This is a genomic window from Halomonas sp. TA22, assembly GCF_013009075.1.
In the GTDB taxonomy this organism is placed as follows: domain Bacteria; phylum Pseudomonadota; class Gammaproteobacteria; order Pseudomonadales; family Halomonadaceae; genus TA22.
The window spans coordinates 1656240-1680481 of the sequence record NZ_CP053108.1; the positions used below are offsets into that span (position 1 = coordinate 1656240).

28 protein-coding genes and 1 pseudogene are annotated in these 24242 nt (G+C 58.7%); 20 read left to right on the top strand and 9 right to left on the bottom strand.

Annotated elements, in window-relative coordinates:
* The first annotated feature begins 214 nt into the window (after nucleotides 1-214).
* Nucleotides 215-1792 (top strand): BCCT family transporter, encoded by a 1578-nt coding sequence (locus HJD22_RS07745; protein WP_208656058.1) that lies wholly within the window; start codon nucleotides 215-217, stop codon nucleotides 1790-1792.
* Between the two features lie 80 nt (nucleotides 1793-1872).
* Here HJD22_RS07745 and HJD22_RS07750 read toward each other — a convergent pair whose 3' ends face one another.
* Together HJD22_RS07750 and HJD22_RS07755 are read right to left on the bottom strand one after the other, a co-directional pair.
* Complete coding sequence (locus tag HJD22_RS07750) at nucleotides 1873-3378, bottom strand: AbgT family transporter (RefSeq protein ID WP_208656059.1); 1506 nt, start codon at nucleotides 3376-3378, stop codon at nucleotides 1873-1875.
* A 52-nt stretch (nucleotides 3379-3430) separates the two neighbouring features.
* A complete protein-coding gene (locus HJD22_RS07755) occupies nucleotides 3431-4750 on the bottom strand; it encodes an amidohydrolase (protein ID WP_208656060.1) in 1320 nt (439 codons plus the stop codon).
* Nucleotides 4751-4969: 219 nt separating this feature from the next.
* Here HJD22_RS07755 and HJD22_RS07760 point away from each other — a divergent pair, with 219 nt between their 5' ends.
* Together HJD22_RS07760 and HJD22_RS07765 are read left to right on the top strand one after the other, a co-directional pair.
* Nucleotides 4970-5287 (top strand): DUF3618 domain-containing protein, encoded by a 318-nt coding sequence (locus HJD22_RS07760; RefSeq protein ID WP_208656061.1) that lies wholly within the window; start codon nucleotides 4970-4972, stop codon nucleotides 5285-5287.
* A gap of 8 nt (nucleotides 5288-5295) precedes the next feature.
* Nucleotides 5296-5649, top strand: a complete 354-nt coding sequence (locus HJD22_RS07765) for a putative quinol monooxygenase (protein ID WP_208656062.1) — start codon at nucleotides 5296-5298, stop codon at nucleotides 5647-5649.
* A gap of 78 nt (nucleotides 5650-5727) precedes the next feature.
* Here HJD22_RS07765 and HJD22_RS07770 read toward each other — a convergent pair whose 3' ends face one another.
* Nucleotides 5728-6033, bottom strand: coding sequence for a hypothetical protein (locus HJD22_RS07770; RefSeq protein ID WP_208656063.1), 306 nt, complete (start codon nucleotides 6031-6033; stop codon nucleotides 5728-5730).
* A gap of 285 nt (nucleotides 6034-6318) precedes the next feature.
* Here HJD22_RS07770 and HJD22_RS07775 point away from each other — a divergent pair, with 285 nt between their 5' ends.
* Together HJD22_RS07775 and HJD22_RS07780 are read left to right on the top strand one after the other, a co-directional pair.
* Nucleotides 6319-6795: a DUF3618 domain-containing protein gene (locus HJD22_RS07775; RefSeq protein WP_208656064.1), complete on the top strand. Its 477-nt coding sequence runs from the start codon at nucleotides 6319-6321 to the stop codon at nucleotides 6793-6795.
* A 220-nt stretch (nucleotides 6796-7015) separates the two neighbouring features.
* Complete coding sequence (locus HJD22_RS07780) at nucleotides 7016-9850, top strand: EAL domain-containing protein (protein WP_208656065.1); 2835 nt, start codon at nucleotides 7016-7018, stop codon at nucleotides 9848-9850.
* A 102-nt stretch (nucleotides 9851-9952) separates the two neighbouring features.
* On the opposite strand, the gene HJD22_RS07785 is transcribed toward HJD22_RS07780, so the two are convergent.
* Nucleotides 9953-10516 (bottom strand): alanine racemase, encoded by a 564-nt coding sequence (locus HJD22_RS07785; protein ID WP_248730158.1) that lies wholly within the window; start codon nucleotides 10514-10516, stop codon nucleotides 9953-9955.
* On the opposite strand from HJD22_RS07785, the gene HJD22_RS17790 reads away from it, so the two are divergent.
* The gene (locus HJD22_RS17790) at nucleotides 10509-10685 is read left to right on the top strand and encodes a hypothetical protein (protein ID WP_248730159.1); all 177 of its coding nucleotides are present in this window, start codon (nucleotides 10509-10511) and stop codon (nucleotides 10683-10685) included. The genes HJD22_RS07785 and HJD22_RS17790 overlap by 8 nt on opposite strands.
* A 129-nt stretch (nucleotides 10686-10814) precedes the next feature.
* Nucleotides 10815-10865 (top strand): annotated as a pseudogene (locus HJD22_RS18085) (hypothetical protein); the annotation flags it as partial.
* A 28-nt stretch (nucleotides 10866-10893) separates the two neighbouring features.
* Here HJD22_RS18085 and HJD22_RS07795 read toward each other — a convergent pair.
* Entirely contained in the window at nucleotides 10894-11361 is a 468-nt protein-coding gene (locus HJD22_RS07795; RefSeq protein ID WP_208656066.1) for a MarR family winged helix-turn-helix transcriptional regulator, read from the bottom strand.
* A 92-nt stretch (nucleotides 11362-11453) separates the two neighbouring features.
* Between HJD22_RS07795 and HJD22_RS07800 the strand changes: the two genes are divergently transcribed.
* The 4 genes from HJD22_RS07800 (at nucleotide 11454) to HJD22_RS17795 (ending at nucleotide 13463) form a co-directional block, all read left to right on the top strand.
* Nucleotides 11454-11819 (top strand): DUF1428 domain-containing protein, encoded by a 366-nt coding sequence (locus HJD22_RS07800; RefSeq protein ID WP_208656067.1) that lies wholly within the window; start codon nucleotides 11454-11456, stop codon nucleotides 11817-11819.
* A 34-nt stretch (nucleotides 11820-11853) separates the two neighbouring features.
* The gene (locus HJD22_RS17685; RefSeq protein WP_217267824.1) at nucleotides 11854-12183 is read left to right on the top strand and encodes a hypothetical protein; all 330 of its coding nucleotides are present in this window, start codon (nucleotides 11854-11856) and stop codon (nucleotides 12181-12183) included.
* 81 nt (nucleotides 12184-12264) lie between these two features.
* Complete coding sequence (locus tag HJD22_RS07810) at nucleotides 12265-13179, top strand: VOC family protein (protein WP_208656068.1); 915 nt, start codon at nucleotides 12265-12267, stop codon at nucleotides 13177-13179.
* Nucleotides 13176-13463, top strand: coding sequence for a phospholipase D-like domain-containing protein (locus HJD22_RS17795; protein ID WP_367947604.1), 288 nt, complete (start codon nucleotides 13176-13178; stop codon nucleotides 13461-13463). The genes HJD22_RS07810 and HJD22_RS17795 overlap by 4 nt, the downstream gene beginning before the upstream one ends.
* A 167-nt stretch (nucleotides 13464-13630) precedes the next feature.
* Here the strand turns inward: HJD22_RS17795 and HJD22_RS07820 are convergent, their stop codons facing one another.
* Nucleotides 13631-14548: a LysR substrate-binding domain-containing protein gene (locus HJD22_RS07820; protein ID WP_208656069.1), complete on the bottom strand. Its 918-nt coding sequence runs from the start codon at nucleotides 14546-14548 to the stop codon at nucleotides 13631-13633.
* Nucleotides 14549-14642: 94 nt separating this feature from the next.
* Between HJD22_RS07820 and HJD22_RS07825 the strand changes: the two genes are divergently transcribed.
* On the top strand, nucleotides 14643-15692 hold the full coding sequence (locus HJD22_RS07825; RefSeq protein ID WP_208656070.1) for a DMT family transporter: 1050 nt from the start codon (nucleotides 14643-14645) through the stop codon (nucleotides 15690-15692).
* 17 nt (nucleotides 15693-15709) lie between these two features.
* On the opposite strand, the gene HJD22_RS07830 is transcribed toward HJD22_RS07825, so the two are convergent.
* A complete protein-coding gene (locus tag HJD22_RS07830) occupies nucleotides 15710-15931 on the bottom strand; it encodes a hypothetical protein (RefSeq protein ID WP_208656071.1) in 222 nt (73 codons plus the stop codon).
* Between the two features lie 458 nt (nucleotides 15932-16389).
* Here HJD22_RS07830 and HJD22_RS07835 point away from each other — a divergent pair, with 458 nt between their 5' ends.
* Nucleotides 16390-17559: a DUF1835 domain-containing protein gene (locus HJD22_RS07835; RefSeq protein ID WP_208656072.1), complete on the top strand. Its 1170-nt coding sequence runs from the start codon at nucleotides 16390-16392 to the stop codon at nucleotides 17557-17559.
* A 172-nt stretch (nucleotides 17560-17731) separates the two neighbouring features.
* On the opposite strand, the gene HJD22_RS07840 is transcribed toward HJD22_RS07835, so the two are convergent.
* Entirely contained in the window at nucleotides 17732-18064 is a 333-nt protein-coding gene (locus tag HJD22_RS07840; protein WP_208656073.1) for an antibiotic biosynthesis monooxygenase, read from the bottom strand.
* An 80-nt stretch (nucleotides 18065-18144) separates the two neighbouring features.
* Between HJD22_RS07840 and HJD22_RS07845 the strand changes: the two genes are divergently transcribed.
* The 3 genes from HJD22_RS07845 to nfsA all read left to right on the top strand — a co-directional run bounded on the left by HJD22_RS07845 (nucleotide 18145) and on the right by nfsA (nucleotide 20164).
* On the top strand, nucleotides 18145-18405 hold the full coding sequence (locus HJD22_RS07845) for a hypothetical protein (protein WP_340163039.1): 261 nt from the start codon (nucleotides 18145-18147) through the stop codon (nucleotides 18403-18405).
* Between the two features lie 156 nt (nucleotides 18406-18561).
* Nucleotides 18562-19323 carry a metallophosphoesterase gene (locus HJD22_RS07850; RefSeq protein WP_208656074.1) on the top strand — a complete coding sequence of 254 codons (762 nt, stop codon included), beginning with the start codon at nucleotides 18562-18564 and terminating at the stop codon, nucleotides 19321-19323.
* Nucleotides 19324-19432: 109 nt separating this feature from the next.
* Nucleotides 19433-20164 (top strand): oxygen-insensitive NADPH nitroreductase, encoded by a 732-nt coding sequence (nfsA, locus tag HJD22_RS07855; protein WP_208656075.1) that lies wholly within the window; start codon nucleotides 19433-19435, stop codon nucleotides 20162-20164.
* 22 nt (nucleotides 20165-20186) lie between these two features.
* On the opposite strand, the gene HJD22_RS07860 is transcribed toward nfsA, so the two are convergent.
* Nucleotides 20187-20675, bottom strand: coding sequence for a pyridoxamine 5'-phosphate oxidase family protein (locus HJD22_RS07860; RefSeq protein WP_208656076.1), 489 nt, complete (start codon nucleotides 20673-20675; stop codon nucleotides 20187-20189).
* Between the two features lie 206 nt (nucleotides 20676-20881).
* Between HJD22_RS07860 and HJD22_RS07865 the strand changes: the two genes are divergently transcribed.
* The 4 genes from HJD22_RS07865 (at nucleotide 20882) to HJD22_RS07880 (ending at nucleotide 24226) form a co-directional block, all read left to right on the top strand.
* Nucleotides 20882-21280, top strand: coding sequence for a GFA family protein (locus HJD22_RS07865; protein WP_208656077.1), 399 nt, complete (start codon nucleotides 20882-20884; stop codon nucleotides 21278-21280).
* A gap of 932 nt (nucleotides 21281-22212) precedes the next feature.
* Nucleotides 22213-22653, top strand: a complete 441-nt coding sequence (locus HJD22_RS07870; protein ID WP_208656078.1) for a DUF262 domain-containing protein — start codon at nucleotides 22213-22215, stop codon at nucleotides 22651-22653.
* A 120-nt stretch (nucleotides 22654-22773) separates the two neighbouring features.
* A complete protein-coding gene (locus HJD22_RS07875; RefSeq protein ID WP_208656079.1) occupies nucleotides 22774-23487 on the top strand; it encodes a hypothetical protein in 714 nt (237 codons plus the stop codon).
* 136 nt (nucleotides 23488-23623) lie between these two features.
* Nucleotides 23624-24226: an HNH endonuclease family protein gene (locus HJD22_RS07880; RefSeq protein WP_208656080.1), complete on the top strand. Its 603-nt coding sequence runs from the start codon at nucleotides 23624-23626 to the stop codon at nucleotides 24224-24226.
* Nucleotides 24227-24242: the final 16 nt, after the last annotated feature.

The window sequence follows — 24242 nt, forward strand, 5'->3', positions numbered from 1 at the left end:
GGATCGTTATCTGGATTGTTGTCCGGTGCCGCGGCAGCCTCACTCGAACGCTGGGTATGCCTGATAAAGCTAGGCCACCCATGAGCCCATCACCAGTACTGCATAGACTGGATGTCGAAAGTCACCCTGTCCGGATAAAACTTGCCGCGCCTGGTTGCGTTCCATAGAGTCAAGTGAGGACACCCGCCATTGGCGTAGACTGGAGGCAACGGATATGCCCACACCCTCGGACGAGGACCGCTACGGCAGTTCCAAGACACACAACCTGTTTGGGGTTCCGGTTCAGCGAGCCGTTTTCCTACCCGCAGCCTTCGTGATTCTGTTACTGGTTGCATTTGGTACGCTCTATCCCGACGAGTTGGAGGCAGGCGCAAGCTTCGTGCAGGATGCCATCGCCAACAACCTCGGCTGGTTCTACCTGCTGGCGATGAATGCCTTTCTTGTCCTGGCGCTCTATCTGATCTTCAGTCGCTTCGGCAGTATCCGCCTGGGGGGTGAGGACGAGCGTCCGGAATTCTCCAACTGGGGTTGGTACTCGATGCTCTTCGCGGCAGGCACCGGGGTAGGGCTGCTCTTCTATGGCGTGGCCGAGCCCATCTCGTTCTTCGGCGAGCCGCCCTTTGGCGAGGCCGAAACCGAGCAGGCCGCCCGAGATGCACTGGCGCACAGTTTTTTCCATTGGGGATTGCACGGTTGGTCGATGTACGGGCTGGTGGGCCTTGCCCTGGGCTACTTCTGCTACAACCGTGGGCTGCCGCTGACTGTGCGCTCGGCGTTCGTGCCGCTGCTTGGGGATCGCGTCAAGGGCGTCATCGGCAACGGCATCGACGCGATGGCGGCCATCGGTACCCTGATTGGTGTGGCCGTATCGCTGGGGCTTGGGGTAAGACAGATGAACACCGGCCTCGAGCATGCCTATGGTCTTCCCGATAACATAGGGGTCCAGCTTGGGTTGATCGCCGCGATTACCGGGGTGGCCATGCTCTCGGTCCTCTCGGGCCTGGCCAAGGGGATCCAGCGGCTCTCCAAGCTGGCACTGATCATCGGTGCCTTGCTGCTGCTCTATGTCGCCATCGTCGGGCCAACCCAGTTCCTGTTTCATGCCCTGCTGGAGAGCGCCGGGGTCTATCTTCAACAGATTTTTAGCTTGGGCACCTATACGGAAGCCTTCAAGCCGCCGGAGGAGGAGAACTGGCAAAACGAGTGGACCCTCTTCTACTTCGCCTGGTGGATCTCCTGGTCGCCCTTCGTCGGCATGTTCATCGCGCGTGTCTCCAAGGGGCGCACGCTGCGCGAGTACCTGCTTGGTGTGCTGCTGGTGCCGACCCTCGTCTCCATGCTGTGGCTGACGGTGATGGGCGGCTCGGCGCTGTTCAGCGAACTCTATGAGGGCACCGCCCTGATCGATGCCGTCGATGAGGATCCGGCGCTGGGGTACTTCGTCTTCCTTGAGAACTTCCAGGTGCCGGAGTGGATGGTACTGGCCAGCATGACCTTGATGATTGCCGCCGTGGCGATCTTCTTCGTCACCTCGTCGGACTCCGGCTCGTTGATCATCGACATCATCAGTTCCGGTGGCGATCAGGACCCGCCCAAGATCACGCGCATCTTCTGGGCAACCATGGAGGGGCTGGTGGCCGGCATATTGCTGATGGCGGGGGGACTCGAGGCCCTGCAGTCGGTGGCCACCATCTCCGGGTTGCCCTTCGCCTTCATCCTGCTACTGATGTGCATGGGGCTCTATCTGAGCTTGCGACGTAACGAGCATCCTTCGTCATCGGGAAAGCAATGACATGACCATGTCCCTAGCGATGTCCCGGCATCGCTAGGGGCTCCCTGCGTTGCGAGCTCAGCCTGATGGCCCGCTTTGTCTCATAGATAGATCCCCGCACCTGGTCCGATCGGCAAGCCCAGCACCGCGAACAACACCAGCAGCCCGATCCAGGCGGACAGGAAGATGAGCGTGTAGGGCAGCATCAGCGAGATCAGCGTGCCGATGCCGGCCTCCTTGTTGTACTCGCGCATGAAGGCCAGCACGATCAGGATGTAAGGGTTGAGTGGAGTGATGATGTTGGTCGAGGAGTCTGCGATGCGATACGCCAGCTGGATGAAGGCGGGGTCGTAATCCAGCAGCATGAACATCGGCACGAAGATCGGCGCCATCAATGCCCACTGCGCCGAGCCGCTGAAGATCAGCAGGTTCAGAAGGGCCGCCAACAGCGTAAAACCAATGATGACGGGGAGTCCTGTCATGTTGATATTGATCAGGAACTCGGCGCTGTTGACCGCCACCCAGATGCCCAGGTTGCTCCAGTTGAAGTAATTGATGAACTGCGCAGCCGCGAAGATCAGCACGATATAAGCCGACATGTCCTTCATCGCCAAGCCCATGAATGCCGGTATGTCCTTCGACTTCTCGATGGTGCCGACGGTCTTGCCGTAGGCGACGCCCACGATGATGAAGAACAAAAGAATGACCGGTACGATACCGCTCAGAAACGGCGAGGGGATGATGCCGCCATCCTCGTTTCGGAGCGCCGAGCCCGGCCAGAACAGGATGAGGACGACCAGGCCGCTGAAGACCAGCGCGGCGATGCCTGCATTGCGAAGCCCTCGATTCTCGATTGCCGAGACCGGCTCGAAGCTGTTTTTCAGCTCCCCCTTGTAGCTTCCAAGTTTTGGCTCGATGAGTCGCTCGGTGATCTGAGCGCCTAGGAAGGCCAACACGAAGACAGACAGTGACATGAAATACCAGTTGGCGACTGGGGTGACGACAATGGTGTCGTCGATGGCGCGGGCGGCTTCCGTGGAGATGCCCGACAGGAGCGCATCGGTGCCGGCAATCAGAATATTTGCCGTGAAGCCTGCTCCAGTGCCGGCGAACCCCGCTGCCAACCCCGCCAACGGGTGGCGCCCCACGGTATAGAAGACCATGGCCGCCAGCGGCGGTACCAGAACGAAGGCGGCATCCGAGGCGATATTGCCCATGATGCCGATGAAGATGACCGCATAGGTGATCAATGACCTGGGCGCGTTTAGGATCGACTTCTTGATCACCGCCTCCATCAGTCCCACCTTGTCCGCCAGGCCAATGCCCAGCATCATCGACAGCACCAGGCCAAGGGGGGCAAAGCCGGTAAAATTGCTCAGGGTATTGCCCAGGATGTACTGAATTCCTTCCCCGGAGATCAGGCTCCTGATCGCCAGCTCCTCGCCCGTGCCCGGGTGAACGACGGTCGTGCCTACCAGGCTGATACCCCAGGAGAGCAGCATGACGATCAGGGCGAGATAGACGAAGATGAAGAATGGATCAGGGAGGCGATTGCCCCATTTCTCGATAAACCCTAACCAGCCCGACATTTCTTGTTGTTGTGCCATGCTTACGTTCCTTTTCAGGTAGTTTCAGGTAGTGGCTTGATTTATTTATCCATCACGACCGGCTTTCGTTACCTTCGTTCAAGTAATCGACCGTGCTTATGATCGTTTCGATACCGGCAAGAATCGACGCTTCCGAGATATCGAATTGGGGGTGGTGGTGCCCGGCCGGCAGCGGACTTGCAAAGATCATGAAAGTGGCAACCCCGCCCTGCTCCTGAACGCGCCTCATCATGTAGGTCACATCCTCGGAGGCGCCCAGCGGCAAGTAGGTCCTGACATCCTTGACGCGGCTCGCCCGTGCAGTGGCCGCCTTGACGATGTCATTCCAGATCTCATCGGAGGTCGCCTCGATGGCGCGTCCGACGAACTGGATATCGACCTTCACGTCATGCAGGTCCGCACTGGCCTGAAGCATGCGTTTTGCTTCCTGCTGCATGTAGTCATCGAGCGCCGTGGTCTGCCCACGTGTTTCGATCAGCATCCTGGCATGGTCCGCAATGATGTTGCGGCCGGTACCCGCTTCCAGCTTGCCTACATTGACGCGGGTCGCGCCGCCCTTGTGACGTGCGATGCCATGCAGATGCAGCGTGGCGGAAGCTGCCGCCAGCAAGGCATTCTTCCCTTCGTTGGGCTCAAGGCCCGAGTGGGCCGACTTGCCGTGGTATTCGACATTCAGTTTCGAGCTCGCCAGAAAGCCATGGCTGGTGGCGCCGATGACCCCCTCCTCGGCATCGACAATGCCTAGGTGGCCGCTCATGAAGTAGTCGACCGAATCCAGCCAGCCCTTCTCGACGATCGCCTTGGCGCCTCGCCCCCCCTCTTCGGCAGGTTGAAAGATGATCGTGTAGGTGCCCTTCAAGCGCTCCCGGTGCGCTGCCAGATAGCGAGCCAGGCCGACCCCGATCGTGGCGTGACCATCATGGCCGCAGGAGTGCATGACGCCCTTTCGGGTGGAAGAGAATCCTTCCCGGTAAGGGAGGTGCGACTCCTGTTGGCTTTCGATTATTGGGAGCGCGTCGATATCGAAACGGAAGGCGAAGTGGGGACCCTCCCGGTGGGTATCCAGTTGGGCGATGAGTCCGGTATGGCCGCCCCGCATCGGTGCCAGGAAATCCTCCGGCACCCCCTGCTCGAGTGCGCGTGCTTCATTCTCTTGCAGGAGCTCGTCGGGCGGGACGCCCATGCGTGCGTCACTGATCAGAACCTCTTTGCCGAAGTGAAAATCGAACGGCAGGTGCTTCAACTCCTCGTATATCTGAAAGGTCGTCCAGTACTCGGTAAACCCCTCTTCCGGGTTCCTGTGCAGCCGTCTTCGTAGCGCAATCAGCTTTGCTGCCTCGTCATTCAGAAATTCGCTCGCTAGCTCAGCCATCTGCATCTCCTTCTCGCAATGAGTGCTCCCAAGCATGATAGACGGCTCGCGTCGCGCCACGGTAGGTATTGCCAAGCATCAATGTTTATAGACAAGCAAGCGTCATGCCAGAAAGTGCATCGGCCATGACTGTGCAAATAACTTGACGCCTAATGAGCGTTGGCCAATGTTAGAACTGACAAGGAGTTGTCCGTTAGGCAGCAGGCCAAGGAGAGAGTGATGAGTGATAACAATGGCAGACGCAGTCCCGATGAGATAGAGACCGAGATCCATGAAACGCGTGCCAAGCTCGACAACACCTTGACTGAATTGGAAAACAGGTTATCGCCAGCCAAGATCATGGACTCTGCCTATCATCACTTCCGCAATGGTGGAGCAAATGAGTTCTTTGCCAGCCTCGGCAAGACGATCAAGGAGAACCCCGTACCATTCTTGGTAACGGGCATCGGGCTTGGATGGCTGGCGTTATCGCATTGCCAAAGCGAGGTGAGACAGAACAAGGGTGATGGTATCGTCGGTACTTCAATCACTCGATAGGAAGCGTCATGTCCCGGAAGATCTACTGCACAGCGAGCTTCAAGCCCAAGCCCGGCAGGGAGGAGGCACTGTTCAAGGCACTACAGAGTCTAGAGCCCAATGCCCATCGCGAGGATGGCTGCCTGCTCTACACCGTGACGCGTCATATCGACAATCCGTTAGCCCAAGGCCGCAGTTATCCCATCGTGTTTCACGAAATATGGGCCAATCGCGGCGCCTTCGAAGCACACTGTCAGCGCAGCGAGATTCGTGACTTCTTCGCCTCCCAGCTCGAATCGTCGGACGGAGACATCGAAGATGCCAATGTCTGCGTCTATAGCGATGAGCCGCTCGATTACGACGCCCCGCAGCTCCAGAGTTGATCGAAGAAGGGACAAGACACGACAAAGGCCCGCGGCTGCGGGCCTTTGTCGTGTCAGTCTGGAGTGAATTCCCCTTTGTCATTGGTTATTGGGCTCATCCCCGCTTTGAGTCCCTTCGGCGCCCTCAATACCCGCTGCACCGGCTTCGTCGGTATCGGCCGAGATTTCCTCCTCGCCAGCGCCGGGATAGTCTTCGGCGTCGTCTCCATTTTCAGCAGCTTCAGTATCCAGCTCCATATCGGCATCGTCACTCTCCATCTGACCGGCAGCAGGCTCGTACTCCTCTTCGGTATTCTCCTCCTGCGAAAATGCGAAGGGGCTGACTGCCAGGCCGACCGATATGCCGAGAATCCCGATCCGCTTCAGAAACGCTTGAGACATCATGATCAATCTCCTTATTGTCGTGCTGGGCTGCGACTCCTTTCAGCTGGCTATCCGGTAGCCAGGACGGCCCCGGGTAAGAGCCTTGCCTAAGTGTAGATCATCCTCGCGATGGTGAAGGGCAGCCGAGCCACGACTTGACGCCTGACGAAACGGTAGCCAGCCTAAAGAGGATAGGTAAGCTCCAAAGTCCTAGGTTGGTACGATTGAGTGGGTATGAAATAGACCGAAAAGCAGCAGGAAGGAGTTCATCCAGCAGAGTGCAGATGAGGCCAAGGAGGCAATGACATGAGCCAGAGCAAACGCAGCCCGGAACAGATCGAAGCCGAGATCAAGCAGTCGCGTGCCCACCTGAACGACACCATGCATGCGCTTGAAGACCGGCTCTCGCCGAGGCGGGTCAAGCAAAGGGCCTATCACTATGGCCATCACAATGGTATCAATGAATTCTTCTCCAATCTTGGCCAGGAGATACGCCAGCACCCGCTACCGTTCCTGGTGACTGGAGTCGGGCTTGGGTGGCTGTTCATGTCCCAGCGCAAGGCGAGCCAGCAGGCCCAACGCCACCGTGCCAACTACCGCACGGCAGGCCAAGGCGAGGCGCTGGCAGCGGCAAGGCAGGCAGCGCCGCAACGGATGGTGGCGACTCATCTGGGCACGCAGCAGGGCAGGGCAAATCCGTCCCAACACCGCCCCGATGTGGTGGGGGTGGCAACGCATCTGGGCACCGGCCAAGGCTGGAACGGGTACGTACGATCCGCCTAATATTCAACTCGTCATGTTTCGGTAGTCATCAGGCAAGATGATCGAGCACCCGTGCAGGTCACGGGTGTTTTTGTGCGCCTGACGACAGGACGATCTCCAGGAATTCTGAATTCTCCGTTCCCCAAGTCCTGCCATGCTTAAGTTATCGCCGTCCCGACCAACATGACATAATGGCCGGTCAGTCAATGTGTTCTCAAATGCCTTCGATGGAGCTCACCCCTTGTATCATCCAGCCACGTCTCAAGAGATCTACCGCCACCTGGCTGATAGTCTCTCCGTTGTCATGGATGATGACTTCTACGATCGTCTGGCCGAGTCTCTGGCGACGATTCTTTCGGTCAGGCACGTGATGCTGGCACGTTTCGAACCCGATGGTGCCCATGCCCGTACACTGGCCATGTGGTCAAGGGGTCGGCTGATCGAGAATTTCGTTTACCCGCTTGCGGGGACGCCCGGCGAACAGTTGACCGGCCATGAGCCATACTACTTTTCCGATGTCTGTCAGCAGTTTCCTGACGACACCACGCTTGCCGGGCTAGAGGTCGAGACCTATATCGGCATGCCGATAGCCACGCCCGATGGGAGAGCGCTGGGATGGATCGCGGCGATGGATGAGGGTGCCATCGATACCGTCTCCCATATCGAGGAAATCCTGCGTATCACGGCCGTCCGTATCGGAGCCGAACTGGCACGCCAGGAGGCTGAAGCCCTCAATCGTGAGCAGTTATTCACTATCCGTCGTGCGCTCAAATTGCTGAAAAGTTGCAACGAGGCGCTGATCAGTGCCGACAACGAGCAGCAGTTGCTTGAGGAGGTCTGTCATCTGGCAGTAAAGATTGGCGGCTATCGCATGGCCTGGGTCGGCTATGCTCAGCAGGACGAGTCGCGCAGCATCGTGCCTCAGGCCTGCTCCGGTTTCGAGGAGGGGTTTCTTGCCAGGCTACAGCTGAGCTGGTCGGAGCATCAGGCCAATGGACGCGGGCCGGGAGGCAGGACGGTGCGCAGTGGCAAGCCCACGGTCATCAGCGATCTGACCAGCGATCCCGCCTGTGTCTCGTGGGGCAGTATGACGCTAAGCCAAGGCTATCATGGGATCATCTGCCTGCCGCTCAAGCAGGGAGAGCGCACCTTCGGCATTCTTACGCTGTATCACCACAAGGGCTATCCCGTACGCAGCGACGAGTTGCAACTGCTCATGCATCTCGCCGATGACCTGGCCTTCGGCATCGATATCCTGCGTACCCGTCTCGAGCAGCAACGCATTCAGCGCGCAGTGATGCATATCGCCTCGGGAGTCTCGACGCGCAGTGGCGAAGAGTTCCTCGATCACCTGACCATGAACATGGCCGAGGCACTGAATGCTGACCTCGCGTTCATCGCTCGGCTCGACCCCGACGATCCTCAGCGGGCTCATACGTTGAGTCTCGTCATGGAGGGTCGGCACCAGACCAACTTCAGCTACTACCTGCCCGGTGCGCCCTGCGAAGATGTGATGAAGGAGATCGAGTGCATCGTCCATCAGGATGCCCACCAGCGGCTACCGGTAGAGGGTCGTGACATGCTGCACTGGGTCCAGGGCTATGCCGGGCGGCGCCTGGACAACTCAGCCGGTGAGCCGTTCGGCCTGCTGGGTGTGATGTTTCGCGAGCCACTCCAGGGCGTGGGCATGGTTTCCAATGTGCTCAAGATCTTTGCCGCCGGGGTGGCCGCCGAGCTCGAGCGTCAGCAGGATGAAGCACACATTCGCTACCTGGCCTTCCGTGATCCCAACACCGGGCTGCCCAATCGTGTCAATTTCATGCGACGTCTAGAGAGCGCCCTGGCCGACACCGAGCCGACGCGGCTGGCGTTGCTGTTCGTCGATCTCGATGGCTTCAAGGACATCAACGACACCCAGGGCCACGATGTCGGCGACAAGGTGCTGCACCAGGTGGCCAAGGGCTTCCAGCAATCGCTTGGCGACAATGAGTGCATTGCCCGCCTGGGGGGAGACGAGTTCGTGGTCATGCTCAATCCCGCCGAGGAAGCCACGGCACAAGACGCTGCCGAGCGCTTGCTGGCGACCCTCGATGCACCTCTGCATATCGATCAGCAAGTCTTCGACATCAGTGCCAGCATCGGTATCGCCTTCTTCCCAGACGATGCCGATACAGCGCGCGAGTTGCTCAAGCACACCGATATCGCCATGTATGAGGCCAAGCAGCAGGGCGGTAAGTACTGTTTCTACAAGGCGCAGATGGGACATGCCCTGGCTTCACGGCTATCGATGGCCAAACGCCTGGCCCTGGCGGTCGCCGAGGGCACCCTCAGCCTGAATTTTCAGCCCCAGGTCGAGCTTGCCACGCAGCGGCTGGTAGGAGCCGAGGTACTGTGCCGTTGGCACGACTCGGAGCTGGGCCAGGTCAGCCCGTCGGACTTCATTCCACTGGCCGAGGAGCGCGGTCTGATAAAGCCGTTGGGTAGCTGGGTGATCGATGCCACCTGCCGTCAGCTGGCCGTCTGGCGTGCCGCTGGACTGAGCATACCCGGCAAGCTTGCGATCAACGTTGCCTCGAAGCAGTTCGATGACGACGAACTGTTCAAGACGCTCCTGAATGCGTGCGAACGTCACCGCATTGCCCCCGGCCAGCTAGGGCTCGAGCTCACCGAGAGTGGCTTCATGAGCGATCCGGAGCAGGCCATCGCCATGACGCAATCGCTCAAGGCCATGGGATTTGAGCTCCATATCGACGACTTCGGTACCGGCTTTTCGTCACTTGCCTACTTGAAGCGCTTTGCCGCCGACAAGATCAAGATCGATATCTCGTTCGTCCGCGATATGCTCGAAGACGAAAACGACTACGCCATCGTCTCCACGATTATCGCCATGGCGCGCAGCCTGGGGCTGGCGAGCATTGCCGAGGGAGTCGAGACGCGTGAACAGGCCAACGCGTTGCTGAAGCTTGGCTGTCAGCAGGCGCAGGGTTACTACTACGCCAAGCCGCTGTCTGCCGAAGAGTTCTCACGACAGTGGCTGGTTAGGGCACGCAAGTCCTGTCGCGGTCTCGGCGTGTAGAGCGGCGGTGTGCACAGGGCATCGATATCTACTCTGGCCTTCGGCGCTGTGGATTGAGGCCTTTCGCCGTCGCTGTGCTGCTGATCGCCACGAAGGGAGATGTCATTGCGCGCAGCAGCGCCGAGTAATCGAGCCCGAAGCGTAGTTCGGTGCCGGGTGCCAGGCGGTGCCGGGTTTCCAGCACCAGGTGATCGCTGCCGGCACACCGAATGCGGCCTCGCCGATAGCCCCGTGTGGTGCCGTTGGCTTGGCCAGCGACTCGATGACGGGTACCACCAGGGTGAAGGCGTCGGAGTGCAGGCCGCTCAGCGGTATTCGTGTGAGGGGGTCGCAGCCCAGCAGGATCGACTCGCCGAGCCGCAGATCGTTGATACGGCCAGCGGGTGCTGCAAGAGCCCAGGCGAGGTTGGCCGAATTGCCGCCGGAAACGATCGCCAGATGCAGCCCCAGCTCGCTTTCGAGCAGAGTCACGAGCGCAGAGAGGTCGCCCATGTTGGCGACACTCGGCACGACCCCGGCACGGCATGCCAGGTTGGTACCCAGGCCGGCGAGCATGACATGCGGGGTCCGCGATATGTGCCGGGCGAAGTCGAGCACGTTGGCCGGCAGCACGCCCTCGCGCAGGTCGCCCAGTTCCACCATCAGCACCAGGCCATGAGTGAACACCCGCGAGCATGGCCTTTGCCACCTCTGGCGAGCCCAGGGTCGCCTTGGTGACCCCGGTGACATCGATACCGCGACCGGACAGGCGGGTGACAAGCGTGCGGGCGTTGTGCTCGATCTTGGCCAGATCGATCTCGATGCAGGGACAGGTCGCGCCATGTCCAGTGGCTGACGTGCTCGCAGGCAGCCGTATGTTTTCGTCACTCTGAGGAGGCATGGCGCCTGGCATATAGCCGGATACTCTTCAAAGATTGCACGATCCTATCTGATCGCCTCGGTCGATCTGCCGATCAGTGGCAAAGTGCTCGAGGCCAGTCCCGAGTCGCCCTACCTGGCCTGTGCCTTGCGAATCGATACCACTATCCTGGCCGAGCTACTGCTCACCATGCCGAAACAGCCTCATCGATATGCGCGACCAGCGCCTTCAGGCCGATGCGTAACGCCTCCGCATCGCTGATCAGGGTTTCCAGTTCGGCATGCGCTCGCTGCCAGATGGGATAGGCCTCGTGCAGCAGGGCGTGGCCCGCCGGGGTGAGGCGCAGGCGGCGCTTGCGCCGATCCTTCTCGTCGGGCGTGACGATGACCAGTTCGCGCCGCTCCAGTGGTTTGAGCAGCGCAGTCAGGGTGGTGCGGTCCATGGCGAGAAAACTCGCCGTCTCGCGCACCGTCGGCGGCTCCGGACGATTGAGCGACATCAGCAGGGAGAACTGGCCGTTGGTGAGCTCCAGCGGTCGAAATGCATCGTCGAAGTGCCGCGCCAGCGCCCGCGCGGCCCGCTGGGCATGGAGGCATAGGCAACTGCCGGCGACCTCGAGGGTGTGCTTAGGAGAAAATGTGGTGTCGGTCATCTTGCAAATATGTTGATATCAACCTATAAGGGATTCAGTGCGCAGTTTGCACTTCTCTTTTCGATAATGGAAGCGCTATGGAGGAATGCATCATGACATACGTGGATGGCTTCATTACCCCGGTACCCAACGGCCGGTTGGATGACTACAAGACGCTTGAGAGCAAGGCGGGCGAGATCTGGAAGAAGCATGGCGCGCTGGAGTACGTCTCCTGTGTAGCCGACGACACCCCCTACGGCGAGGTGACCTCCTTTCCGCGCGCTGTCCAGGTGAAGGATGACGAGGTCGTGGTCTTTTCCTGGATCGTCTACGAATCCCGCGAGGCGCGCGACGCCATCAATGCCAAAGTGATGGAGGAGTTCAAGAGCAGCGGCTTGTCCAAAGCGTTCGAGCAGGATCCTCCCTTCGAGGGCAAGCGCATGATCTGGGGCGGATTCAAGCCGTTCCTGGGGCTATAGGATCAAGAACACGCCGCTGGCCAAGGACGGCAGCATGGGATTCGACTTCGCCGGCCTCTATACCCGGATCGTGCCGCATGAACGGATCGAATACGCGTTCGGCGATCGCACGGCCCAGGTCGAGTTCGCCGATGGCCCGCAAGGCGTACAGATCTGGCTGGAAGTCGTGACCGACGATATCGAGCGAGCGTCCGAATGCTTGAAGGAGAAGAGATGCCATCGCCGCGACGAGATCGAGCCCCTGCCGGCAGGGGTCGAGGCGTTCTGGATATCCAGCCCGTCCAACATCATCCATCTGGCATCTGGCATCTGGCATCTGGCATCTGGCATCTGGCATCTGGCATCTGCCGTCAAGCCGGCATGACAAGGCCATCAACGTCACGGTGAATGGCTCATGCCACCATGCGGGTGCCATGGCGGACGACGAACATGAAAAGGTGAGGTCATGCTCAAACCCATTACCCCACATCTGTGGTTCGATACCCAGGCCCGGGAAGCCGCGGCGTTCTACTGCTCGCTGTTTCCCGAGTCGCGCATCGAGCATGTCTCGACGCTACGCGGCACGCCCTCCGGGGAGGTCGATGTCGTCTCCTTCACCCTAGCCGGGCAGCCTTTTCAGGCGATTTCGGCGGGGCCTTTCTTTACCTTCAACCCCAGTCTCTCTTTTATCGTCCACTTCGTCCCTTCCCGTGACGCCGATGCACGCAAGCGGCTGGATGCCACTTGGGCGGCGCTGGCCGATGGCGGGCAGGTATTGATGCCACTGGACGAATATCCCTTCAGTCCGCACTACGGCTGGGTGCAGGACCGCTACGGACTCTCCTGGCAATTGATCCTGATCACGCAGGATTGCCCTTCGGCAATGGAGCCCTACCCGGTACTGGTGCCATCGCTGCTGTTCACGGGAGGCGTCTGCGGCAAGGCCGAGGAAGCCGGCGCCTTCTACCGTTCCGTCTTTCCCGGCTCCCGGGCGGGGGAGGTCGCGCGCTACCCGGCGGGGCAAGCGTCCGATCGGGAAGGCACGCTGATGTTCTCCAACTTTCGCCTTGGCGACACCTGGTTCGCCGCCATGGACAGCGCTTTCGAGCACGGTTTCGGCTTCAACGAGGCGCTCTCCTTCGTCGTGCCCTGCCGCGACCAGGCCGAGATCGATGCCTACTGGCAACGGCTCTCCGCCGTGCCGGAGGCCGAGCAGTGCGGCTGGTGCAAGGACAAGTACGGCGTCTCCTGGCAGATCGTGCCGGCCGAGCTGGAGGAGATGCTGCGCGACGCCAACCCGGCAACGCTGGATCGTCTCACCCAGGCGTTCCTCGGCATGAAGAAATTCGACTTGGCGGCCCTGCGCGCGGCACGCGGTTGAGTCGCCGGCGCGGCTGCCTGCTCAAGGATGGCATTTGCATCCATGAGTACAAGGAGCGGCCGTTGCACGCCAAGATCGCGATAGTCGATCACCAATGGTCGACGGTGGGCTCGAGCAATCTCGACCCGCTCAGCCTCTCCCTGAACCTGGAAGCCAACCTGTTCATCCGCGATGCCGGGCTCAACCGGGAGATCCCCGCCCACCTGACGGAACTCATCGAGAGCAGTTACCAGATGGTCACGCCCAGCACCATGTGGCCTCCAGTGGGATACTCGCCGCCCTGATCGGCTACCGCGCCCTCTATTTCCTGGTTCCCCTGGTGGTGGCGCTGCTGGTCTATCCGCTCCTGGAGCGGCGAGCGGAAAGCGCAAGCTGGCGGACAGACGACAGGAGTCGCCGTCGAGGTGGCGTTGCGGGATTGGAATGCGCCGGGGAGGGAGGCCTTGGCCTCTCACACCGCCGGGTCGTTCTCGAACTCATCGTGCAACCACGCCAGTAGCGCCTGCGTTTCACGGCGCAGAAAGGTGCCCTGGCGGGTATACAGCGAAAGCGCATCGCTGCGCGGCAGGCTTTCGCGGACCGGGCGGATCAGTTCCCCGGCATCGATCAGCCGCTGGGCGGTACGCCGCCAACCAAGCGCGATGCCGTGGCCCTCGAGCGCGGCCTGCAGCATCAGCGGGTAGCTATCGAAGACCATGCCCGTATCGCCGGCAATGTCGACACGGCCCATGGCCTGGAACCAGCCAGGCCAGTCCATCCAGTCAGGCGACTCCGCCTTGTGATGTAACAAGCGGTAGCGGGGCAGGGCGTCGATGCTCAGCGGTCGCTGGCCCTCCGCCAGGTAGCCCGGAGCGCAGATCGGAAAGATTTCGTCGCTGGCCGTGAAGACCAAGGGGTGATTGCCGCTGGGGCGACCGGTGCTCTGCAGTGCCACGTCGAAGTAATCGCCAAAGGTGGTGACGGGATGGTTGGACGTGGCCAACCGGATCGCCAGTTCTGGGTGGCGGCGGCTGAACGATGCCAGCCGGGGCGTCACCCAGTAGAACGCCTCGCACAGTTGGCAGAACAGCACCACCTCGTCCGCTCGGGCATCGCCACGTAGCGTCGAGGCCTGGCTGGCGATCCCCTCCAGCGCACTGCTCACCGTGCGCCCAAACTCACGCCCGGCCGGCGTCAAGAACACTCCGCGGTTGCGACGCTCGAAGAGCGCCACGCCCAGGTCGTGTTCCAGGGCGCGGATCTGGCGGCTGATGGCCGCCTGGGTGATGTGAAGCTCCTGTGCTGCCCGCGAAAAACTCTCCAGCCGGGCCGCGGCCTCGAACGGCAGCAGGGCGGCGAGCGGGGGCATGCGCTTGCTGAGACGATTCATAACCTGAGCTCATGTATGGCGACCGAGAAGTCGTTTGTGGCGAAGTGGCACTCAGCCACATTCTAGCGCGGAATCCTACCTTGAGGAGGCCGCCATGAAAGGCTTTTATGCAGACGAAGATGATTCCCGGATCGGTATCATGCTGATCGTTGGGGCGGTTTTCCTGCTCTCGTTCTCCGATGCATTGATTAAGTATTTGAGTGACGGCGTATCGCTCTGGCAGCTCTATCTGGCACGTTCGTTCATCGCCGTGCCATTGCTGCTGTGGTTGCTGCTGCGCCATGGTGGGGTGAAGCGCTTGCGACCCCGCTCGTTTCGCTGGGTGGCCCTGCGCAGCGCACTATTGATCACGATGTGGCTCTGCTACTACGCGGCGCTACCGCTCATGCCCTTTTCCGTGGCGGCAGTGGTGTTCTACACCTCGCCACTGTTCATGGCGCTGTTCTCGCCGCTGCTGCTGGGCGAAGCCGTTGGCGCCAAGGGCTGGGCGGGTATTCTGATCGGCTTCTGTGGCGTGCTGGTGATGCTGCGCCCCGATGGCGACGCGTTCTCCCCGGCCTTGTTGCTGCCGCTGCTGGCGGCGGTCTGTTACTCCCTGGTGTCGATCGTCACGCGTCGCTATTGTCACCACGAGCGGCCAGTGGTGCTCTCGCTGGGCTTGAACCTGGGGTTTCTGATCGTTGGCGCTGGCGTTTCAACGCTGCTGGCTCTCTGGCCACCTTCGCCAAGCGACGTGGCCAGCCATCCGTTCCTGCTCTCCGGCTGGCAACCGCTGGGCCTGCGCGAATGGGGTCTGCTCATCGTACTGGGGTTATTGATCGTAGTGGTCAGCATCGCCGTGGCCCGGGCGTACCAGGCGGCACCGGCCCCTCTAGTTGGTGCCTTCGATTACGGTTATCTGCCGTTCGCCGGGCTATGGGGCTTGGTACTCTTCGCGGAAGTGCCCGACGCGGCAACGCTCACCGGCATGACGCTGGTCGCCGTGGCGGGCATGCTGGTCTTTCAGCAGTCGAGAATACCGGCTAGGCGGTACGATTGGGTGGCCGATGCCTCACTCCGCACATCCGAGTCGAACCTCGAGGAGTGGCGGGTCATAGCGCCGGTAGTCATGACAAGAAAAACCCCTCCCGCTGGGGAGGGGTAAGCTCAAGCTAGGGAATATCAGTCGTCGTTGACGGCCATGAAGCGAGTCTCGCCGGTACGCACCTCATCCCAAGCCTGGGCGAGGGTGTAGCCCTGGCGGGCATCGATCGTGTCAAGTACCTGGACGGCATACTGCAGGGACTCTCTGCCCTTCAGGGCAACCACCAGCTTGGCAAGATCCAGCTTGCTGAAGGAGTTGGCGATAAGGTCGGCTTGCTGGGTCAGTTGGATGCAGTTCATGGTTCAATCCTCATGCGTATTGGGGCTGCCATCTATGATGGCGTTCTGGTGCCTTAGCTACTCATGCCGGGCCGGGTAAGTGCCCAATGCTGCAACTGCGACAGGGTCACAGGCGTTCCAAGACCTTCGCTTCTGGCGCCTGGATCAAAGACATGCATGGCGCTCAGGTTGTCTGTAGCCGGGGGCAGGCTAGTGAATCGAGATAGCGATACCCTGTCCTGAACCGTGACTTCACTATGATCCAGGTCGAGACATCTCACAAAGCGCCATTAGATGCAGGAGTCGTTGTAGCCTGACTACATGAGGGCCATTGCGTATCAAGGCAGGTAGCGGGGCTACGAAGAAGGCAGGGGCTTCTTGTCCCAGGGGCTGAAATACTCGAGTGCACGGTTACTAGGACTATCATGCCGACGGTGTGACATCTTGTCCGGCGGACGCAGGCATATGGAGGGATTCGTATGACCACGCTTCCCCGGTCGGATGCTCGGTTGCACGGCCGCTACAACTTTGAACAGCAGCGCAAGCGCGCCAAGGAGCTGCTCAAGGCCGCCCGCGCCGACGAGCCGGCCGCTTTAGCACGTGTTCTCCAGCACATCCCGCCGCGTGAGGCGCCGCTGAAGCTCGCCGATGCCCAGTTCATCATTGCCCGCGAGTACGATTTTCCCAGTTGGCCGAAACTCAAGTCACATATCGAATCGCTCGACATTTCTCGGCGCAAGATAACCGAGCGCGGCGACCGCGATATGGCCACGCTGCATGTTCGCTGCGGCTCGGATATCGAGCACACCCTGCGCAGCGCCGGCTTTCAGGGCAACTTCCTGGAGTTCTCCGATCCCTTCTGCATCGGCCCGCTGCAGAATCTTCCGTCCGAGGAGTTGATGCGGCTGCGCGCCCGCTTCCTGTCGGAGCTCTCCGGCATGGCCGAGCGCGACGCCCTGGCCCGGCTACGCAAGGGCTACGCAGCATTGGACGACCTCCAGCGCTATGAGCGCCTCGTGCTGTGGTTCGAACACGACAGCTACGACCAACTGATACTCGCCTACCTGCTGCATCGCCTGCATGCGAACCCGCCCAAGGCCAGAATCGAACTGGTGGCGGTAGAGTCGGTGCCCGGCGTGGAACGCTTCATCGGCCTCGGCCAGCTCGCCCCGGACCTGCTCGCCTGGCTGTGGCACCAGCGCCGCCTTGTAAAGACGCCGCTGCTCGAGCTGGGCACTCAAGCCTGGCAGGCCCTCACGGTGGAGGAACCCGAGCCGCTGCAAGTATTAGTCGACACCGGCACGCCGGCAATGCCGATGATGGGCCGTGCTCTGGCACGCCACCTGCAAGAGCGGCGCGCACCGGACACTGGCCTCGGCCTGACGGAGCGACTCACGCTAGAGATCGTGCGCGACCACGGACCGCTGCCGGTGGGTAAGGCGTTCTCGTTACTGATGCGCGAGTACGAACCGCTGCCTTACCTGGGCGATCTGATGTTCTGGTGGTTACTCCAGCCGCTTGCCACCGCACCGCAAGCGCTGCTCCATATCAGCGACACTCACCAAGAGTGGTCTCACCGACAGCTTACCCTCACGCAGCGGGGGCGGGCCGTGCTGGGGGCAGGCAGTGTCTGTCAGAATCGGGCTTGAGAATGCAGCCGTTTACACTGCATCGCACCTGCCTGGACTGATGGGGCGCATGGAGTTGTGGATTCATGGTCACGTTCATGAAGTAGTGGACCGTGCAGTTGCCGGCACCGCGCTTAGGCGCGCCGCGTGTCTCACCGAACCCAACGTGTAGGGAAGGTGTACATCTCCGCGCTTATGCCTTGTCTGCATCGCTGATCGTCTGGATGACCTCGAAACCTTCGAACTTTGGCGGACCCAGGTAGAGCCCCTCGCGGCGGCTCTGGCCGGCGTTGGCATGCGCGGCGCGGAACGCCTCGGAGTGCGTCCAGGCCTCGAAATCCTGCCGCGACTTCCAGATGGTGTGAGACGCATAGAGAACGTGATCCTTCTCCTCGGGGCCACGCAACATGTGGAACTCGACGAAGCCAGGCAGCCCCTGCAGGTGGGTCTCCCGCTCCAGCCAGATCTGCTCGAACTCTTCGACTCTCTCGGGATTGACGCGAAAACGGTTCATGGCAATGAACATGGTGGGTTCTCCTTGTGGTCTGATTTCAATTGCGTCCGTGACGATGACACCTCCGGCGCGGTGGGGCAAGGCGATACGAGGTGCCGGGTAAAGGCCGCGCCTGGGAGGGCGGCGAGCATCACCTGCGGACATCACCGAACAGGGAAGTCGCCATGCAGGCCATCACCACCGAACGGCCGATCGGTGTCATCAGCGATACCCATGGATTGCTGCGCCCCGAGGCGCTGGACATGCTGGCGGGCTGCGGTGCGTGGCAACATCGACACTGCGCCCTGGGCCGAAACGCTGCCAATGACCCGCGACCTCAACGTCAACGGCTGGCGCGGATCATGACAGGCTGACGGTTCCGGGCTGTGCGGCAGGCGTGTCGAGACGGAGGGCCCGCTACGATAGTGTGGCCTCGATGCGCTGGCGAAGCCTCTTGCCGCTCGCTTATGATGAAGTCGCCCGATCCGGGCGGTGCGCCTGGCAAGGCGCTTCCAAGTAAGGAGGTTGCCATGCGACTCAGGGTGCTGTCGGACCTGCATCTGGAACATTTCGAGGAGGGCCGCGAGCTGCCGGACGCGGAAGCGGATGCGGTGATTCTCGCCGGGGACATCCACCACCATGTACAGGGGCTGAGCTGGGCCGCCGAACGCTTCCAAGGGCTGCCAATCCTCTACGTGCCAGGCAACCACGAGTTCTATGCCGCTTGCATGCCTCAGCTGCGCCAGACGCTGTCAGACGAGGCCGAGCGGCTTGGCATTCATCTGCTCGACAACCGCTCGCTCACCCTCTTAGGCGTGCGCTTTCATGGCACGACGCTATGGACCGACTTTGCCCTCTATCGCGATAAGCCGGACCACGACCCCGCGCTGACCGAAGAGCAGGCCCACCAGCTGATGCCGGACTTCAGCAACATCGAGCAACCGGAGGGGGAGACCTTCACCCCCGCTGGGAGCCAGCGGCTGCATGCCGAGGCTCTCGCCTGGCTTGGCCAGGAGCTGGTCGAACCATTTACTGGACCGCGGGTGGTGATCAGTCACCATGCGCCGCTGGCCGAGTGCATCCCGCCGCGCTACCGAGGCGATGCGCTGTCGCCAGCCTTCGCTTCGCACTTGCCGGCGATGATGGGACGCATGGACGTGTGGATTCATGGCCACGTGCACGAGCCGGTAGATCGCAGGGTCGCCGGCACGCGGGTGCTGGCAAACCCCGGTGGCTACCCGGGAGAGTTCGAGCCGTCCCTGTTCATACCCGACCTGGTCATCGAGGTGTGAGCGTCGCTCGGTGGACCTGAGGAGCCCGCTACCTTGGGTGGCATGCAATACCTCGCCGAATGAAAGATACTAAGCAGGTTAACTATCGACACGCATTGTGCGAGGCGACATGAATCCCACCATCGAACTGCTGAAATCCCACCGCTCGATTCGCAAATTCACCGACCAGAAGATCCCGCACGAGCGGCTGCTGGAATTGATTCGCGCCGGCCAGGCCGCCGCGACGTCGAGCCACGTTCAGGCCTACACCGTCATTCATGTGAAGAACCCCGAGAATCGGCAGAAGATCGCCGAGCTGGCGGGCGGCCAGGCGTACGTCGCGACCGCCTCCGATTTCCTGGTGTTCTGCGCCGACATGAAGCGCCCCACCGAAGCCTCCGAGCGTACCGGCGCCAACGTCGTGCGCGGTATGACCGAGCAGCTGCTGGTGGCCAGCGTGGATGCTGCGCTGATGGCCCAGAACGTGGCCATCGCTGCGGAATCCGAGGGCTTGGGCATTTGCTACATCGGTGGCATCCGCAACAACCCCCAAGAGATCAGTGACCTGCTGCAGCTGCCCGAGCACGTCTACCCGGTGTTCGGCATGTGCCTCGGCTACCCGGCGGTGGATCCGGACGTCAAGCCGCGCCTGCCGATGGAAGCGATTCTCAAAGAGGATGTCTACACCGATGACAGTGAACTAGTAGCCGCCTTCGACGACGCCATGCAGACCTACTACGGCCAGCGCACGGGCGGCAACAAGGACACCAACTGGTCCCGGAACCTGAGCCCGCTGTTCGACAGCAAGCTGCGCGCCCATATGCGCGAGTTTCTGACCAAGCGCGGCTTCGAGATGAAATAGAGGGGGCTGATGCTCTAGGCGGTCAGCCGCCGAACTTCTCGTTCTCACCCACGTTCGGTTTGGCGTCTTTCTTGACGTTGGCCTTGGCGAATTCATAGAGCTGGAACACCTTGCTCTCCTTGGCCTTCCAGTGCTCGCCCATGGTCACCTTGATTTCCAGCAGGGCGAGGTCCGGGTCGTCCTTGCCTTCGGTGAACCAGGCCGCGACGAACGGGTTCCAGTATTTCTCGATCAATTCGTGGTCATCGGTCAGGTTGGCCGTGCCCGAGAGCGACACGTACACACCCTCGTCCTGATCGGAAAAGCTCAGGCAGACGTCGTGATCCCGGTTGGTTTCCGACACCTTCTCGGCGCTGCGCCGGGTAAAGAACCACAGGGTGCCGTCATACTCCTTCTGCACCAGATGCATCGGCCGGGCGCGAGGCATCTCGTCGTCCAGCGTGACCAGCATGCCGACTTGGATCTCCTTGATCATCTTCCATATTTTTTGCTTGTGCTCAGGGCTGGACATGGGGTCAACCTCCTGTTGAATACGCTGCGGCGAATGGGTCATCACGCTGGCAGTGCCGAACATGACGAGAATCAGCCTAGCTACCCAGGGCAACCTCGGCAAATGGACCTTGCTTGACGCCGGGGGCGGGCGCAGCACGCGCTACCGAGTGGCGCTCGATAGCGAAACGGGTATCGTAAGCGAAAGCCACCGGGGAGAAGATGCCGATGCACCAGGGAAGCTGCCTGTGCGGCAAGGTCCGCTACGAAGTCAGCGGCGAGATCGATGAAGTCTCCATGTGCCACTGCACGCAGTGCCAGAAGGCCCAGGGCTCCGCCTTCGCCGCCGTGGCGCACATCCGCTCGGCCGACTTTCGCATCACCCAGGGCGCGCAGTACCTCAAGGAGTACCGCGCCACACCGAACAAGGCGCGGGTGTTCTGTGCCGAGTGCGGCAGCCCGCTTTACAGCGCCCGCGACGACCTGCCTGACACCAAGCGGCTGCGGCTCGGCAGCCTGGATACCCCGGTGTCACCTAGCAAGCGCTACCACGCCTGGGTATCGTCCAAGGCCGAGTGGTTCGGGCTTGCCGACGAGCTGCCCAAGTTTGAGAAGTTTGTGCAGTAAATAGGGCTAAAAATTGCTCTGACGGGGCTAAATAGTCGCTGTCGTTTTATGAAGCGGGCCAACTAAGGCCGTTCAAGCTATCTGGAGGAGTCGATGAAAAAGGGACGTGCAGTACTGATCGGTTTGACACTCGGGGCCTTTTCCCTGACGAGCATGGCCGGAAGCCAACAAGGCATGAGCGTTCTGCGATAGAGATCGCCGTGGCAGAAGATGGCCGCCCGCGCTGGGTGCAATTCCAACGCTCGAGCGACACCAACCCCGAATAGGAATGGCGGCTCCAGCCCTTCGGTGGCCACCTCGACGACATCCAAAGCGTCGAAGGCTACACCCTGCCTACTAAGGTCGAGGCGGGAAACCACTTCGGCACGGAGGCGTATTTTCAGTTCTATCGGGTGAGGGGGAGGTGTGGATTCCAGCCCCGTAGCGCTCCTCCTTTCGTTAGGTTGCGTTGACTCAGGGCATGGGGCGAACCATGCTAGAGTGCTAGTCTGAAACGGAAAAACACATAACGACACAGCATACGCCCAGAACAGCCTGCATGGGAAAGGAATCCACCGAGCCTCGTATTCCCCTTCATTCAGCTGAGCGTTGCATGAATACAATGGGCGGCGACACTGCTTGCCCGATACTACTGTCTCTATCATATTTCGGTATGTGGCTATCTATCACGTCTTTACCACCCTTACGAAGAAGTAAAGATGGACTGGCTGAGGCTTTCCGGGATGATGACCATCTGTCTCGTTAAAATAATAATGTTCGGTTTGCTAATATTAGTGTGGCGTGGCGGGATTTGCTTCCATAAAGTAATAAGGAGAAGATTTTGGATATGCTTTTTATAGAGAATTGGTTCTATTTTACCCTGTTTATAGGGGTGAAGTGAGGCTGTTTTAATTGCTAATTTCTATCATGATGGTTTTTAACTGAGATTTTGTATGCAAACTGATCTTTTTACAGTGTCTAAGCTTTTTACTGAGCAGCTCTTTAGAATACCTGATTACCAAAGAGGCTATGCTTGGTCTGAGAAGCAATTGAAAGACTACTGGGCTGATCTTCAACAGCTTGAAGGTAATAAAAGTCATTATCTCGGGGTTTTGACTCTTGAAGGTGTCCCTGAAGAAAGAGTGGTTGAGTGGGAGGAGGACCGTTGGATAATACGTTCAAAAGGTTATTCTCCCTTTTATGTTGTTGATGGTCAGCAAAGGTTAACTACAACTATTATTCTCATACAGGGGATTACAGAGTGCGTTGATCCTGATGCCAGGATTAATTACACAAGCATAAGCGAAATAAAGAGAAAATTTCTCTGGGATTCGAAAGATGATGGTATATCAAGATCATATATATTTGGTTATGAGAAAGATAATCCGAGTTAAGAATTTCTGAAAACTCATGTGTTTTTAGAGGACTCAAGCTCCAGCTCTACACCTCAATAAACTATTTATACCCATAACTTGGCCAGAGCAGAAAGGTTCTTTAAAGAGCAGCTCTCTCAGTTGACTTTTGAAGAAGTAGAAGTGGTTTACAGGAAGGTCGCTCAACAGTTTTTATTCAATATATATGCAATATCTAAAGAAATAGATGTTTTTGTCGCTTTTGAGACTATGAATAACAGAGGGAAGCCGCTGTCTCATCTTGAGCTGTTGAAAAACAGGCTGATATACCTTTCTACAAAATTTAATGTTGTAGACTATGAGCGTTCTGCTCTTCGTACTGCGATAAATGAGAGTTGGAAATCAGTATATCATTGTCTTGGAAAAAATAAAGACAAGCCCTTAGATGACGACTTTTTCTTAAGAAACCATTTTTTACTTTATTTTGCTAAAGATTTTATAGGAGAGGGGGATGGCCACCTTCGAGGATATCGGATGATGAGAAGGGGGTTCGCCGCCGACTATAAAGAGTTTCTTTTAGAGAAGCACTTTACGACAAAAAGTATTAATAAATCTTCAGGGGCGGATGGCGGGCTTACTGTTCGCGATGTTTATCGGTATTCTCAGAATCTTAAGCAATCAGTAGAGCTGTGGTATCAAATTTTAAATCCGCAGGATAGCAGATTTTCAAATAAAGAAAAGGAGTGGCTTGAAAAGCTGAATAGGCTAGGCATAGACTATGTTGCTCCTCTGTTGATGGCTTTTTTCCAGAAGGAGAAAAAAAAGATTCTCGCGTCGAACTTCTTCAGCTCGTGGAAAGATTTGTTTTTTTCTTAATCACTTGCTTAGATATAGACACTATATGGACTTAGATCCATATACATTCATAGGCATGGCTACTAAGGTCAGTTTGGATCAAGCGCCTCCTGTTAAAGTTCTTAAGAATTTGCGTTCATCCTTGGATTCGGCAAGAATGGAAAAAGATACATGGAAGTATGTAGAGAAAAACTTTCGAGGTGGTGGATTTTATGAGTGGTCTGGAATAAAATATTTTTTATACGAATACGATCTTTCATTAAGAGAGCAGTCAAAAACATATAGAGAAAAGATTAGTTGGGAAGAGTTTTCTGAGGATATGCGTGACCACAATACAGTCGAACATATTTATCCGCAAAAACCCATGAAGCCATGTTGGAAGGATAAATATAACAAGTTTTCTGCAAAAGAACGGAAGGTCTTACGTCATTCTTTAGGAAACTTAGTTCCGCTTTCTAGGCCCAAAAATTCATCTTTCCAAAATAAGTGTTTTGAAGATAAAAAAGGGAATGAGAAAAATAAGGTTGGTTTCCGGTATGGTAGTTACGCTGAAAATGAAATAGCTATGAAGTCACAGTGGACAGCAGTCGAGATTCTTGAGCGTGGTGTGCGTCTATTGGATTTTATGGAAAAACGATGGGGGTTTTCTATAGGAGATTACGATCAGAAGGTACGAATACTGGGGCTTGAGTTCGTGGGTTATGAAAAAAGCGCATCGCCAAAGCGTTCAAGAGGACAGCGTACTGTAAATAAGAACTAATTAAGTATGGGCCAAG